Below are 13,209 nucleotides of genomic sequence, written 5' to 3'. Positions count from 1 at the left end.
ACCCCGGGACCGGTGGATCAGCCTCGGCCGGCCGCGGCGACGAGCCCACGCGCGACCGCGTCGACGTCGCCCGCGCCCATGCAGAGGCAGATGTCGCCGGCGCGCAGCAGCGCCGGGAGCCGCTCGACCGCGTCGGCGATCGTCGGCAGCAGGAGCACGGTGCGCCCGTCCGCGGCGTCGGCGGCGGTCCGCGCCAGCGTCAGTCCGTCGACGCCCGGGAAGTCCTCGGCGCGCTCGCGGGCCGGGTAGACGTCGAGCAGGCAGACGAGGTCGGCCTCCGCGAGTGCGGCGCCGAACGCCGTCGCGAGCATCTGGGTGCGCGAGAACAGGTGCGGCTGGAAGACCGCCACGACCCGGTCCGGCTCCAGGGTCCGGGCGGCCCGGATCGTCGCCGCGACCTCGGTCGGATGGTGCGCGTAGTCGTCGATCACCACGACGTCGTGCGGCCCGAGACCCGTCTGCTCGAACCGGCGGCCGGTGCCCGGGAAGTCGAGCATCGCCGCGGCCGCGCGGTCGGGGTCGGCGCCGGCCAGGGAGGCGGCGGTCAGCGCGGCGACGGCGTTCCACGCGTTGTGGAGCCCCGGCTGGCGCAGGCCGACGGTCCGGTCCCCCCACGCGAAGCGCTGCGCGCCGTCGCCGGCCTCGGAGCCGTCGACGTCGTAGCGGTGGACGTGGTCGACGTCGGCGGGCAGGACGCGGTCGAGCTCCCGCCGGTCCCAGACGACGCGCTCGTCCGCCCCGGCGAGGAAGGTGCGGAAGGCGTCGTCGAGGTCGGCCCGCCCGGCGTAGGTGCCGTGGTGATCGAGCTCGATGCTCGTGACGACGGCGATCTCGGGGTGCGTCTCGAGGAACGAGCGGTCCGACTCGTCGGCCTCGACGACGAGCCAGCCGGACGTCCCGACGTGCACGTTGTGCCCGGTCGAGCGGAGGATCCCGCCGACGAGGTAGCTCGGGTCCTCCCCCGCGCCCTGCAGCGCATGGACGGTCATCGCGGAGGTCGTCGTCTTGCCGTGGGCGCCGGCGACGGCGATCACGCGGTGCTCGGCGCAGACCTCGCGCAGGAGCTGGTGCCGCGAGCGGTCCGGCAGCCCGCGGCGCCGGGCCTCGACGCGCTCGGGGTTGTCCTCGGGGATCGCGGTCGACGACACGACGACCAGGTCGTCGCCGTCCGGCAGGTTCGCGGCGTCGTGACCGATCGCGACGGGGATCCCGGCCTCGCGGACCCCGGCGAGGTACCGGCTCTCGCCGCGGTCGGAGCCGGTGACCTCGGCGCCGAGGCCCTCGGCGAGCACGGCGAGGGCGCTCATCCCCGCCCCGGCGATGCCGAGCACGTGGAGGCGACGACCGGACCAGGGCGCAGGCGACATCGCGGCGGAGGGTATCCGGCCGTCCGTGCCCGCCGGGGCCTCACCCCGCGGCGGCGAGCACCTCGTCCGCGATCGCCCGCGCCGCGTCCGGGCGCGCCAGGCCGGCGGAGACCTCCGCCATCGCCCGCAGCCGCTCCGGGTCGCCGAGCAGGCCGGCGACGGTCGCCCGGAGGCCCTGGGTCGTCAGGTCGCCGTCGGCGATCACCACGGCGGCCCCGGCGTCGGCCATCCACCGGGCGTTGGCCGTCTGGTGGTCGGCGGCCGCGTGCGGGTACGGCACGAGGACCGCGGGGCGCCCGTGGGCGGTGACCTCGGCGATCGAGCCACCCGACCGGGCGACGACGAGGTCGCACGCCGCGAGGGCGGGGCTGAGCGGCGAGAGGTAGTCGTAGAGGACGTAGCCGGCCGCCGACGCGTCCGCGTCCGCGGCGGTCCCCGCGTTCGCGGCTGCGACCGGACTCGACGCGGCCCCGGCGTTCTCGGCCGCGACCCGCACGTCGGCGGGGGTCGTGCCGCCCCGGTCGTCCTCCCCGGCCACCGTCGCGGCGTCGTCGCCGCCGATCGCCAGGCCACCGGCCGACAGGACGCGCGGCGCGAGCGACGCGAAGTCGCGACGCCCGGAGGCGTGGATCACGGCCACCCCGGTCTCCCCCGAGCCGTCGAGCGCCGGCGCCGTGAGGCCGGCCAGGCCGTCGACGGCCGCCTCGTTGACGCTGCGGGCGCCGAGGGACCCGCCGAAGACGAGGACCGTCGGTGTGCGCTCGTCCAGGCCGAATCGCGCGCGGGCGCCGGCGTGGTCGGTGAACGGCTCCGGCACGGGGCGGCCGGTCACGAGGAACGTCGGCGCGTCGCGCCCGGCGATCGGGAAGCCGAGGCAGACGCGGTGGGCCCTGCCGTGGAGCATCCGGTTGGAGACCCCGAGGTGCGAGTCGGCCTCCGTCAGGACCAGCGGCACCTTCCGCGACACCGCCGCGGCACCGACGACGCCGGCCACGTACCCGCCGCCGCCCATGACGGCGTCGGGGGCGAGCTCCTTGAGGACCTTCCGGGCGGCGCGGACCGCGCCGACCGCGCGGCCGCCGGCGCGGGCGGCCTTCAGCGGGTTGGTGCGGCTGAAGCCCTCGACGGAGATCTGGCGCAGCTCGTAGCCGGCCTCGGGCACGAGCCGCCGCTCCTCGCGGTCGCCGCCGACGAAGACGACCCGGTGGCCGTCGTCACGAAGCGCGTCGGCGACCGCCAGCGCCGGCACCACGTGCCCCGCGGTCCCACCCGCTGCGATCACGAACGTCTTCTGCGTCACGGGCGGATCCTCGCGCACTCGGCATGCGCCGGGCCTCCACCCGGGCCGACGCCAGGCCGAGGCTGGGGGCGGGCCGCACGTTCGGCTGCCGGCGCGGGCGTGCCGCGGGGGCCCGCTTCTTCGGCGCGGGCCGCGGCGCCCGGCCGCGCGGGCGGGGCGGCCGCGGGTCGTCGGCGGGCTCGGCGCCGAGCATGCCGGGGGCCGGGGCGTACACGGTGCTGCCGCGGGCGATGTTCAGGAGCACGCCGACGGCGCCGAGGAGCACCGCGAGGCTCGTGCCGCCGTACGAGATGAAGGGCAGCGGGACGCCGGTCAGCGGGAAGATGCCGAGGACGACCCAGACGTTCAGCATCGCCTGGACGATGATCACCGCGGTGATCCCGACGGCCAGGAGCTTCTGGTACTGCCCCTCGGTCTTGTCGGCGATCTTCAGCCCGGTGTAGGCGATCAGGCCGTAGAGGACGAGCAGCATGATGATGCCGATCGCGCCGAGCTCCTCGCCGACGACCGCGAGGATGAAGTCGGTGTGGGCCTCTGGCAGCCAGTCGGCCTTCTGGACGGAGTTGCCCAGGCCGCTGCCGGTGAGGCCGCCGGTCCCGATCGCGAGCTGTCCCTGGAGGGCCTGGTACCCGGTGCCGGCCGAGTCGGAGCCCGGGGCGAGGAACGACGCCAGGCGGGCGATGCGGTACGGGTGCATCGCGACCATGACGGTCAGCCCGAACGCGCCGACGGCCCCGATCGGCAGGAAGAACCGGCCGGGCATGCCTCCCATGATCAGCACGCAGACCGCGGCGCCGACGATCACGATCGTGGTGCCGATGTCCCGCTGGACCCCGGCGACGAGCGCGACGAGGATCATGATCACCGCCAGCTCGATGCGGAGGTCGCCCAGCTTGCGCATCGGGGTCGTCCGCGTCGACATCCTGAGCGCCAGGAACGCGATCAGCGCGAACTTCGCGAGCTCCGACGGCTGGAAGGTGATCGCCCCGGCGCCGAGCCAGCGGTTGGCGCCGTTGACCCGCACGCCGATGCCGGGGAGCACGACCATCATGCAGAGCACGATCGACGCGATCAGCACGGGGTAGGTCAGCTTGCGGATGACCGCCACGCCCCCGCGGGACGCGACGGCGAGCACGAGGAACCCGAGCGCGGCGAACAGCGCGTAGCGGAACAGGAACGTCGTGCCGTTGCTGCCGTTCTTGAGGATCTGCTCCGAGCTGGACGCGCTGTAGACCCAGATCGCCCCGAGGACGCACAGGGCGAGCACGAGGCCGAGCAGGCGCTCGTACTCGCGCTTGAGCTCGGGGGCACGGGCGGCGGCACGCTTCATCAGGAGCGTGTTCGTCCCCGGTCTTATGAACCCTTCCGCCGCCGGCGCATCGGGCGCGCCGACGCTCGTCGATCAGTTCGGGCGGATCGACTGGTAATAGAGCGCGAAGCCGATCGCCGAGAACGCGATCGCGACGATCCAGAAGCGCAGGATGACCTTCGTCTCCGACCACGCCTTCATCTCGAAGTGGTGGTGCAGCGGGGCCATCAGGAAGACGCGCTTGCGGAAGGTCTTGAACGAGAAGACCTGGATGATCACCGAGACGGCCTCGATCACGAAGACGCCGCCGATGATGAGCAGCAGCTCCTCGGTCTTCGTCATGATCGCCACGCCGGCGACGAGGCCGCCGAGCCCGAGGGACCCGGTGTCCCCCATGAACACCGTGGCCGGGTGCGCGTTGTACCAGAGGAAGCCGACGCAGCCGCCGACCGCGCAGGCCGTCAGGAGCGCCAGGTCGCTGGGCCCGATGCCGACGAAGATGATGCCGAGGTACGCCGTCATCACGATCGCGGTGACCCCGGCGGCGAGCCCGTCGAGCCCGTCGGTGAGGTTCACCGCGTTGCTCATGAACGCGACGACGAGGTAGATCCAGATCGGGTATAGCGGGCCGAGGTCGATCGTCACGTCGAGCGTGCGGACCTTGACGGTCGGGTCGAGCTCCGCGGGCCCGGTGACGATGTACCAGAGCACGCCCGAGACGACGACCATCGCCAGGAGCTTGCCCTTGCCGCTCAGGCCGAGCGACCGTTTTCGGACGACCTTCGTCCAGTCGTCGACGAAACCGACGAGCGCGAGGCCCGCGCCGGTGACGTAGACCCCCATCGCCTTCCAGTCGCCCGGGTCCCACAGGAGCAGGAACGGCACGGAGATCGCCACGAAGATGATCAGGCCGCCCATGGTGGGCGTCCCGGCCTTCTTCTGGTGCCCCGTCGGGCCTTCCTCGCGGATGTACTGCCCGAAGGACTTCTGCCGGAGCCACTCGATGAAGCGTGGCGCCAGGAAGATGCAGATGAGCATGGCGGAGGTGCCGCCGATGAGGATGCGGGTCACGGCTCAGCCGTCCTGACCCTGCAGGGCGTCCGCGACGCGCTCGAGGCCGATCCCGCGGGACGCCTTCAGGAGCACGGTGTCGCCCGGCTCGAGCAGCTTGGGGACCAGCGCCGCGGCGGCCTCGGCGTCGGGGACCCACTGGACCCCCGACCCGAACCCGGTGCCGGTGTGGCGGCTGAGCGGGCCGACGGCGACGAGGACCTCGACGCCCGTGAGCTTCGCGTGGGCCCCGAGCTCGGCGTGGAGCCGCTTCTCGTCGGGCCCGAGCTCCAGCATGTCGCCGAGGACGGCGACGCGGCGCCCGGTGGCGGCGGTGGCCAGGTCGTCGAGCGCGGCGGTCGTGGACATCGGGTTCGCGTTGTAGCAGTCGACCACGACGACGATGTCACGGGCCAGGTGCAGTCGCTGTCCGCGCATCGCGGAGATCTCGGGCCGGACCTCGCCCGCCGGCTCGATCCCGATGGCGCGCGCGGCGGCCACGACGGCCGGCAGGTTGCGCAGGACCGTGGCCGAGACGTCGCCGGCGACGTGCAGGTCGGCGGGGAGCGGGTCGTCGGGGTGGACCTCGACGAGCTTGGCGCCCGGGGGCCGGTGGCCCGCGAGCAGCGGTTCGTCGGCGGGGACGATCGCGGTGCCGCCGGGGACGAGGCCGTAGAGGATCTCGGCCTTGGCGTCGGCGACGGCCTGCAGCGAGCCGAGCAGCTCGACGTGGACCGGGGCGACGTTGGTGATGACGCCGACGTCGGGCTCGGCGATCTCGGCGAGCTCGGCGATCTGGCCGGCGCCGCGCATCGCCATCTCGAGGATCAGGACCTCGGTCCCCTCCTCGGCGCCCAGCACGGTCAGGGGGAGCCCGATCTCGGTGTTGAGGTTCGCGGCGGTCGCGACGGCTCGCTTGTGCGGCGCGACGACGGAGAGGAGCAGGTCCTTCGTCGACGTCTTGCCGACCGAGCCGGTGATCCCGACGACGGTGGCGGCCAGGTGCCACCGCCAGGCGCGGGCGAGCAGGCCGAGCGCCCTGGCGGGGTCCTCGTGCGTGAGGACGACGCCGTGGCCGACCGCGGCGGCGGCCTCGGCGTGCTCGGGACGGACGAGGACGCCCCAGGCGCCGCCCTGCAGCACCTGCGGGGCGAACGAGCCGCCGTCCACGCGCGCGCCGGGGATCCCGACGAACAGCGCGCCGGGCAGGCGGGCGTCGTGCGTGTCGATGACCGCGCGGGTCGGGCCGGTGCCGGCCGGGGCCCCGTCCTGACCGGCGGGAGCATCCCCCGCGGACGGCGGGGCGGCGTCGGAGCCCGGTGCGGACGCGTCGGTCCCGGCCTCCGGCGGCGCGGCGAGGTCGAGGTCCGGCGCGACCGCGGCCGGCGGTGCGTCGCGGACGAGCGTCGCGCCCGCGGCCTTCGCCACCCAGACGGCGTCCCGGCTACGCATGCGCGGCCTCCCCGTCGGCTGGACCAGCGGCGAGCGCGGCGAGCGCCTCGCGGGCGGCGACCCGGTCGTCGAACGGGACGGTCCGGTCGGCGAACTGCTGTCCCTGCTCGTGGCCCTTGCCGGTGATCAGCACGATGTCCCGCGGCCCCGCGAGCGCGACGGCGCGGTCGATCGCGGCGCGGCGGTCCTCGATGCGCTCGACGACGGCGGTCGCGGTGGCGTCGACGCCGGCCATCACCTCGTCGAGGATGGCGGCCGGGTCCTCGGAGCGCGGGTTGTCGGACGTCGCGATCGCGACGTCGGCCTCGGTCGCGGCGATCCCGCCCATCAGCGGCCGCTTGCCGCGGTCGCGGTCGCCCCCGCAGCCGAAGACGCAGATCGACCGGCCGCGGCCGGGGTCGGCGTCGCCGTCGCCGTCGGTGCGCCGGATCCGAGCGTCGGCGTCCAGCACGCCCGCGGCGGCCTGCAGGACGTTGTGGAGCGAGTCCGGCGTGTGGGCGTAGTCGACGAGGACCGCGAACGGCTGGCCGCCGTCGATCGGCTCCAGGCGCCCGGGCACGCGCCCGGCGTCGGCCAGGGCCGCGGCGGCGACGTCCTCCCCCACGCCCAGCGCGACGGCCGTGACGTACGCCTGCAGGGCGTTCATGACGTTGAAGCGCCCGGGCAACGGAGTGGTCAGCCGGCGCCCGTCGACGACGAACGAGCTGCCGCGGAGCCCCGTGCGGACGTCGGAGGCGCGGAAGCGGGCGTCGTCGGAGGTCAGGCCGACGGTGAGGGCGTCGGGGTGCATGCCGGCCAGTCGCCGACCGTAGGGGTCGTCGACGTCGACGACCTTCGGGGCGTCCCCCGCGTCGGCGAACAGCCGCGCCTTCGCGAGGAAGTAGTCCTCCATCGTGGGATGGAAGTCGAGGTGGTCCTGCGTGAGGTTCGTGAAGATCGCGGCGGACCAGTGGATCGCGTCGGCGCGGCCGAGCGAGAGCGCGTGGGAGGAGACCTCCATCACGCAGGCCTCGTCGCCCTGCTCGAGCATCGCGGCGAAGCGCGGCTGCAGGTCGATCGCCTCGGGCGTCGTGCGGCCGGCCTCGAGCTCGCGCCCGCCGACGATCTGGGCGACGGTGCCCAGGAGGCCGGTGGGACGACCCGCGGCCTCGAGCAGCGAGCGGACGAGGAACGCGGTCGTCGTCTTGCCGTTGGTACCGGTGATCCCGACCGTCGTGAGGCGGGCGGTCGGGTCGCCGGCGAGGCGCGCGGCGGCCGGGGCCATCGCGGCGCGGACGTCCTCGACCACGACCTCCGGGATCCCGGTGCCGAGCGGGTGGTCGACGACGAGCGCCGCGGCACCGCGCTCCACCGCCCCGGCGGCGAACTCGTGGCCGTCCCGGGTCAGCCCGCGGACGCAGAAGAAGACGGTGCCCGGACCGACCTGACGGTCGTCGTAGGCCAGGGAGGCGACCTCGACGGCCCCCGCCCCCGCGGGCGTCTCTTCGAACAGGTCCCCCAAGGTCATCCGCAGGGGAGCCTAGAGGAGGACCGCCGCCCGACCCCCGGCGCCCTACTTGTTGGTCGGGACCTTCAGGTACTGCATCGCGTAGCGGGCGATCTGGGCGAACGCGGGGCCGGCGACGGTCGCGCCGTAGCCACCGCCCGCGGGCTCGTCGGCGACCACCACGATGATCACGCGGGGGTCCTTCGCCGGCGCGAACCCGGCGATGGAGGCGACGTTCCGCGTCTTCGAGTACTCGCCGAGCTTCTCGTCGAAGATCTCGGTCGTGCCGGTCTTGCCGGCGAGCGAGTAGCCGGGGACCTTGACGCCCGATGCGGTGCCGCCTGCCTCGAAGACGCCCGTCAGCATCCCCTGGACCTCCTTCGCGACCTCGGGGCGGAGCACGCGGGTGCCCTTCGGCCGCTCGACGAGGTCGCCGCCGACGGTGCGGACGACGGTCGGCTTCCGGAGGATGCCCCCGTTGGCGACCGTCGCGTAGAGGTTCGCGATCTGCATCGGGGTGACGAACTGCCCCTGGCCGATCGGCAGGTTGCCCATCGTCGAGCCGGAGTACTTGTCGACCGGCAGGAGCAGGCCCTGCTGCTCGGGCATCCCGATGCCGGTGGGCCTGCCGAAGCCGAACTTCCGCATCCAGCCGTCGAACGCGCCCTTGCCCTTGTCCTGGTTGAGCTTCAGGCCGATCTTGATCGCGCCGACGTTGGAGCTCTCCGCCAGGATCCGGCCGGGGGTCATGACCTCGGTGCCGTGGCCGTGGGCGTCGGAGATCGTCCGGTCGGCGACCTGGATCGAGTACGGCACCGTGAACGGCGTCTCCGGGGTGACGACGTGGTCCTGCAGCGCGCCGGAGACGGCGACCGCCTTGAACGTCGATCCCGGCTCGTAGTTGAAGTTCAGCGCCAGGTTGTTCGTGTACGGCGCGGAGGCGGCGTCGAGGTGGTTCGGGTTCACGCGCGGCCAGTTGGCCATCGAGAGGACCTGCCCGTCGGGCTGCATGACGATCGCGGTGGCGCGCTTGGGACGGTACGTCTGCCCGAGCTCCTGGAGGGCGTCCTCCGTCATCTGCTGGATCCGCGTGTCGAGCGTCAGGCCGACGTCCTTGCCGGGGACCATCGGCTTCTCGATCTTCCGGCGCAGGGCGCTGCCGGAGCCGGCGTTCGTGTCGACCGTCCGGCCGTTGACGCCGCGGAGCCGCGAGTCCAGCGCGTACTCCAGGCCCGACCCGGCCTTGTCGTCGATGCCGAAGGTGCCGAGGACCTGGCCCGCCAGCGCGTTGTTCGGGTACACGCGGCGGTTCCGCGGCGTGTACGTGATGCCGTTGAGCCGGATCTTCAGGCGCTTGGCGCGGTCCTTCATCGCCTGGATCTTCGTGTCGGGCACCGTGCGGCCCAGGTACTCGAAGCCCTTGCCGGAGCTCAGCTTCGCGAGGACCTCGTCCTCGGGCAGCTCCAGCGACTTCGCGATCACGGCCGCCATCGCCGCCGGCTGCTGCGGCGGCGTCTGGGCCTTCATCTCGAGCACCTGCTTCGAGGAGACCGCGACGTCGGCCGCGGGCTCGGAGACGGCGAGCGGGTCGCCGTTGCGGTCCGCGATCTCGCCGCGCAGCGCGAGCACGTCGCGGCCCTGGAGCTGCTGGCCGGCGGCGCGGACGCTCAGGGTGTCGGCCTTGGCGAGCGCGAACCAGACCGAGCGGAGCCCGGCGAGGGCGACCAGGGTCATCGAGATGGCGAAGAGCACGCGCAGGCGGCGATCTGCGTACATGCCGGGTCGTTCGCCGCGGGCGCGGTGGCTCCTGCCGGGTCGCGGCCGGTTTTATGGAACCCGCAGGGACGGGATGACTGGTGGTGCCCCGCCCCCTCCCGGGTGGTCGACGGGTCGATCCGCGGGACGGGGTCCTACGGGGTGGTGCCCCCGGCCGACGCCCCGCCCGTGGAGCCCTGGGTGCCGGTCGTGCCGGCCGTCCCCGTCGTGCCGGCCGTGCCGGACGACGTCCCGGTCGCGCCCGCGCCGCCCGTCGACCCGGACCCGGTGGTCCCGGTCCCGGTGCCCGTGCCGCCCGTCGACGCCGCGCCGGACGCGGCGCCCGTGCCGGTGGCCCCGGTGCCGGTCGACGTGCCGCCGCCGGTCGAGGAGCCCGACGCGGTGCCGGCCCCGGTGGCGCCCGACGAGGTGCCGGCGGCCGCCCCCGCGGTGGACGTGCCCTGACCGGACGTGGTCCCGGCCGCGATCTGCGTCCCGGTCGCCGCGCCGGTTCCGGCCCCGTTGCCCGCCTGGTCCGTGGTGGCCGCCTGGCCGGCGACCGCCCCGGTGCCCGGGGCGCCGTCGGTGCCGGGGGCCGCGCCCGCGGACTCGTCGGGCGCGACGTCGCCGTTCTGCTCGGACGGGTTCGGGGCGGGCTTCCAGTCGGGGTTCGGCGGCGCGAGCATCGCGGCGGCGCGGGCGGCGTCGTCCCGGCGGGCGTCCAGGTAGCCGACGCCCTCGGGGTCCGCGATGACCATCCCGGCGCCGCGCCCGAACTCGGACACGCGGTCGGTGGAGCCGAGCGTCGCGACCTCGTTGCGCATCGTCGCGGTCTCGCGCTCCAGCTTGTTGATCTCGAGGTCCCGGGCCGCCACCACCTGGTTCGTCTGCAGCGTCGCGGCGTGCAGGGCGATGACGCCGCACCCGAGCGCGAGGATCAGGAGCAGCCACGGGCGGCCGCCGGTGGCGCGCGCCAGGAGCCCCGCCAGCAGGCGGACCGGGACGAGCGCCAGGCGGACGGGGACGAGGGCGAGCCGGACGCCCAGCGGGGTCGTCGCGGGGCTTCCCGGCCGGGGCGCGGGCCGCGGACGGGCCGGGCGGGGCTTCGGGACCGAGCGCAGCGGCGGGCGCTGCGGCGCCGGGCGACCGGGGCGCTGCTTCGGTGCGGGTGCGGCGCTCATGCGGGCACCGCGGTCCGCAGGGCGCCGCGCAGGCGCGCGGAACGCGAACGGGGGTTCTGCTCCTGCTCCTCCGGCGTCGGCACGACGCCGCCCTTGCCGAGCACCGTTGCCTCGGGCTCCTGCCCGCACGCGCAGACCGGCAGGTCCGGCGGGCAGACGCAGCCCTGCAGCAGGCTCGAGACGAAGCGCTTGACGCGCCGGTCCTCGAGCGAGTGGAAGCTGATCACGGCCAGGCGGCCGCCGACGCCGAGGAGGCTCCAGGCGGCGGGCAGGGCGCGGTCGATCTGACCGAGCTCGTCGTTGACGACGATCCGGAGCGCCTGGAACGTCCGCTTGGCGGGGTGGCCGCCGACGTGGCGGGCCGGCGTCGGGATGGCGTTCGTGACGACGTCGACGAGCCGCCCGGTGGTGTCGATCGGGGCCTTCTCGCGCTCGCGGACGATCGCCTTGGCGATCTTCAGGGCGTAGCGCTCCTCGCCGTAGTCGCGGAGGGCGCGCGTCAGCGACGGGACGTCCCAGGTGGCGACGACGTCCGCGGCGGACAGCGGGGCGTCGGGAGCGCCGGCGGTGGTCCCGGACGTGGCCCGGTCGGCCGCGGCCGGGCGCTGGGTGGCCGACGCGCCGGACGACGCGGGTGCGGCCACGACCGGGTCGGCCTCGTGCCCGGAGCCCATGCGCATGTCGAGGGGCGCGTCGCGCGTGTACGCGAAGCCGCGCTCCGCCTGATCGATCTGCATCGAGGACATGCCGAGGTCGAAGTACGCCCCGTCGGCCCGGAATCCTTCCGCGGCCAACGCCTCGAGCCCCTCGGCGAAGGGCGCGGCCACGATCCGCACGTGGCAGGGGACCTCGTCCGCGAACCGCGCGGCGATCGCGAGCGCCACCGGATCGCGGTCGACGACGACCAGGGTCCCGTCCGGACCGAGCCGCTCCGCCACGAGCCGCGCGTGGCCGCCGGCGCCGAAGGTCCCGTCGACCACGGTCTGCCCGGGCCGGGGGTCGACCATGTCGACGGTCTCCCGCCAGAGGACGGGCAGGTGGGGCGCGTCGGTGGGCACGGCCCCCGGGGCAGGGGTCCCGGGCTCCACCGGGTCGGATCCGGGGGGCGGCACGTGTGGGGCCTTCGACGTCGGCGGGGCGATTCCCCCATCGTGGCCCACCGCGTCGGCGGGCCCGGAGCGACGGGCCTACGTGGAGGGGTCGAACGGCGGCTGCTGGCCGCCGATCTGGTTCGCGATGTCGAGCATGGCGCTCTCGAGCTCGGGCGCGTAGGAGCTCCAGCCCTCGCGGTCCCAGAGCTCGAAGCGCCGGCCGGAGCCGACGAGGAGGACCTGGTTGGCCGCGATCTTCCCGTGGGCGAGGAAGTCGGCCGGGAGCGTGATGCGGCCCTGGCCGTCGAGGTCGCCGGGGAGCGCGGCGGAGTTCAGCCAGCGCTCGATGCGCCGGGTGGCGGGGTCCAGCGGGTGCCGGCCGCGCAGGGAGGCCTCGACGAACGCGGCGTAGTCCTCGGCCGGCTCGATGCCGATCGCGGGGACGTCGAAGGACTTGACGAGGACCAGTCCGGCCTTGAAGGGCTCGCGGAACTTCGCCGGGATCGTCAGGCGGTTCTTCGCGTCGAGGGTGAGCTCGAACTGGGACTGGAGCTGGAAGTCCGGCAAGGCGGCGGAGCCGGGGAGATGACCGGTGCGAGCCGGGCCGGGAGCAGTGGGAGGTACCGCGACCCGGCCCGACTCGCTGGGAAGAACCTACCCCACTTCATGACACTCCGCACCACCGAGTTCACCCAGCGCCCCACTCGACCGTACCCGGCCCTCCGGCGGAACAGATGTTCGTGTCGTCGTTCGCGCTTTGAAAGCTGGACATTCCCTGGCAAGCACGCGCATCGCCAGGCCTGGCGCAGGATTCGTTGCAGGTCAAAATAGAAACAGACGTTCGTAGACATCCGGCCCATGTTCGATGACGTTCGATCTCGGAGGGGTCGGCGGAGTTCCCGCAAAGTGCGGATTTTCGGTGGTCGGTGGGTCGAAGTGGGGATTCTCGGTGGGTCGCGGTGGGCCGTCGGGCCGGCGCCGCCCGTCCGCGGTCCGCGCAATTGGAGGTACCTGTCGGAAATCCCTGGTCAGGTCGGGGTTCCGCCGGTCAGGCGGGGCCGTCCGGGGGCTCGTGGGCGACGCGGTCCGGCCCTGCCGGCGACGACGTCTCGTCCGCCGGGCCGACGCGGTGGTGGTGCGCGGTGGGGACGCTTCGGGCGATCGGTGCCCGCGGCGGGTGGGGGCCGGTGGGGCGGGGCGGTGGGCCGCGGTGGGTCG

General features: G+C 74.5%; 10 protein-coding genes. All 10 read right to left on the bottom strand.

Annotation, left to right across the window (positions count from 1 at the left end; translation table 11 throughout):
• Positions 1–17 precede the first annotated feature (17 nt).
• Positions 18–1,367 (bottom strand): UDP-N-acetylmuramate--L-alanine ligase, encoded by a 1,350-nt coding sequence (gene murC / locus PATMI_RS0117265; RefSeq protein ID WP_026911777.1) that lies wholly within the window; start codon positions 1,365–1,367, stop codon positions 18–20.
• A gap of 40 nt (positions 1,368–1,407) precedes the next feature.
• Positions 1,408–2,667: a UDP-N-acetylglucosamine--N-acetylmuramyl-(pentapeptide) pyrophosphoryl-undecaprenol N-acetylglucosamine transferase gene (locus PATMI_RS38320; protein WP_026911776.1), complete on the bottom strand. Its 1,260-nt coding sequence runs from the start codon at positions 2,665–2,667 to the stop codon at positions 1,408–1,410.
• Complete coding sequence (gene ftsW / locus PATMI_RS36035; protein ID WP_084270030.1) at positions 2,582–3,997, bottom strand: putative lipid II flippase FtsW; 1,416 nt, start codon at positions 3,995–3,997, stop codon at positions 2,582–2,584. The genes PATMI_RS38320 and ftsW overlap by 86 nt, the downstream gene beginning before the upstream one ends.
• 72 nt (positions 3,998–4,069) lie before the next feature.
• The gene (gene mraY, locus PATMI_RS0117250) at positions 4,070–5,047 is read right to left on the bottom strand and encodes a phospho-N-acetylmuramoyl-pentapeptide-transferase (RefSeq protein ID WP_026911775.1); all 978 of its coding nucleotides are present in this window, start codon (positions 5,045–5,047) and stop codon (positions 4,070–4,072) included.
• 3 nt (positions 5,048–5,050) lie between these two features.
• Entirely contained in the window at positions 5,051–6,478 is a 1,428-nt protein-coding gene (locus PATMI_RS31125) for a UDP-N-acetylmuramoyl-tripeptide--D-alanyl-D-alanine ligase (protein ID WP_084270029.1), read from the bottom strand.
• Positions 6,471–7,985: a UDP-N-acetylmuramoyl-L-alanyl-D-glutamate--2,6-diaminopimelate ligase gene (locus tag PATMI_RS31120; RefSeq protein ID WP_051471913.1), complete on the bottom strand. Its 1,515-nt coding sequence runs from the start codon at positions 7,983–7,985 to the stop codon at positions 6,471–6,473. Before PATMI_RS31120 ends, PATMI_RS31125 begins: the two co-directional genes overlap by 8 nt.
• Before the next feature lie 45 nt (positions 7,986–8,030).
• The gene (locus PATMI_RS0117235) at positions 8,031–9,740 is read right to left on the bottom strand and encodes a peptidoglycan D,D-transpeptidase FtsI family protein (protein ID WP_026911774.1); all 1,710 of its coding nucleotides are present in this window, start codon (positions 9,738–9,740) and stop codon (positions 8,031–8,033) included.
• A gap of 134 nt (positions 9,741–9,874) precedes the next feature.
• A complete protein-coding gene (locus PATMI_RS34895) occupies positions 9,875–10,900 on the bottom strand; it encodes an FtsB/FtsL family cell division protein (protein ID WP_051471912.1) in 1,026 nt (341 codons plus the stop codon).
• Positions 10,897–11,958, bottom strand: a complete 1,062-nt coding sequence (rsmH, locus tag PATMI_RS0117225; RefSeq protein ID WP_026911773.1) for a 16S rRNA (cytosine(1402)-N(4))-methyltransferase RsmH — start codon at positions 11,956–11,958, stop codon at positions 10,897–10,899. Before rsmH ends, PATMI_RS34895 begins: the two co-directional genes overlap by 4 nt.
• A 129-nt stretch (positions 11,959–12,087) precedes the next feature.
• A complete protein-coding gene (locus PATMI_RS0117220) occupies positions 12,088–12,558 on the bottom strand; it encodes a division/cell wall cluster transcriptional repressor MraZ (protein WP_026911772.1) in 471 nt (156 codons plus the stop codon).
• Positions 12,559–13,209: the final 651 nt, after the last annotated feature.

The organism is Patulibacter minatonensis DSM 18081 (genome assembly GCF_000519325.1).
In the GTDB taxonomy this organism is placed as follows: domain Bacteria; phylum Actinomycetota; class Thermoleophilia; order Solirubrobacterales; family Solirubrobacteraceae; genus Patulibacter; species Patulibacter minatonensis.
This window is presented reverse-complemented; position numbering and strand designations above follow the sequence as displayed.

Bases quoted from the DNA above. Each gene is read 5' to 3' on its own strand.
- PATMI_RS31120 (WP_051471913.1), bottom strand. From the start codon at position 7,985: ATGACCTTGGGGGACCTGTTCGAAGAGACGCCCGCGGGGGCGGGGGCC.
- PATMI_RS31125 (WP_084270029.1), bottom strand. From the start codon at position 6,478: ATGCGTAGCCGGGACGCCGTCTGGGTGGCGAAGGCCGCGGGCGCGACG.
- PATMI_RS0117235 (WP_026911774.1), bottom strand. From the start codon at position 9,740: ATGTACGCAGATCGCCGCCTGCGCGTGCTCTTCGCCATCTCGATGACC.
- ftsW (WP_084270030.1), bottom strand. From the start codon at position 3,997: ATGAAGCGTGCCGCCGCCCGTGCCCCCGAGCTCAAGCGCGAGTACGAG.
- murC (WP_026911777.1), bottom strand. From the start codon at position 1,367: ATGTCGCCTGCGCCCTGGTCCGGTCGTCGCCTCCACGTGCTCGGCATC.
- PATMI_RS34895 (WP_051471912.1), bottom strand. From the start codon at position 10,900: ATGAGCGCCGCACCCGCACCGAAGCAGCGCCCCGGTCGCCCGGCGCCG.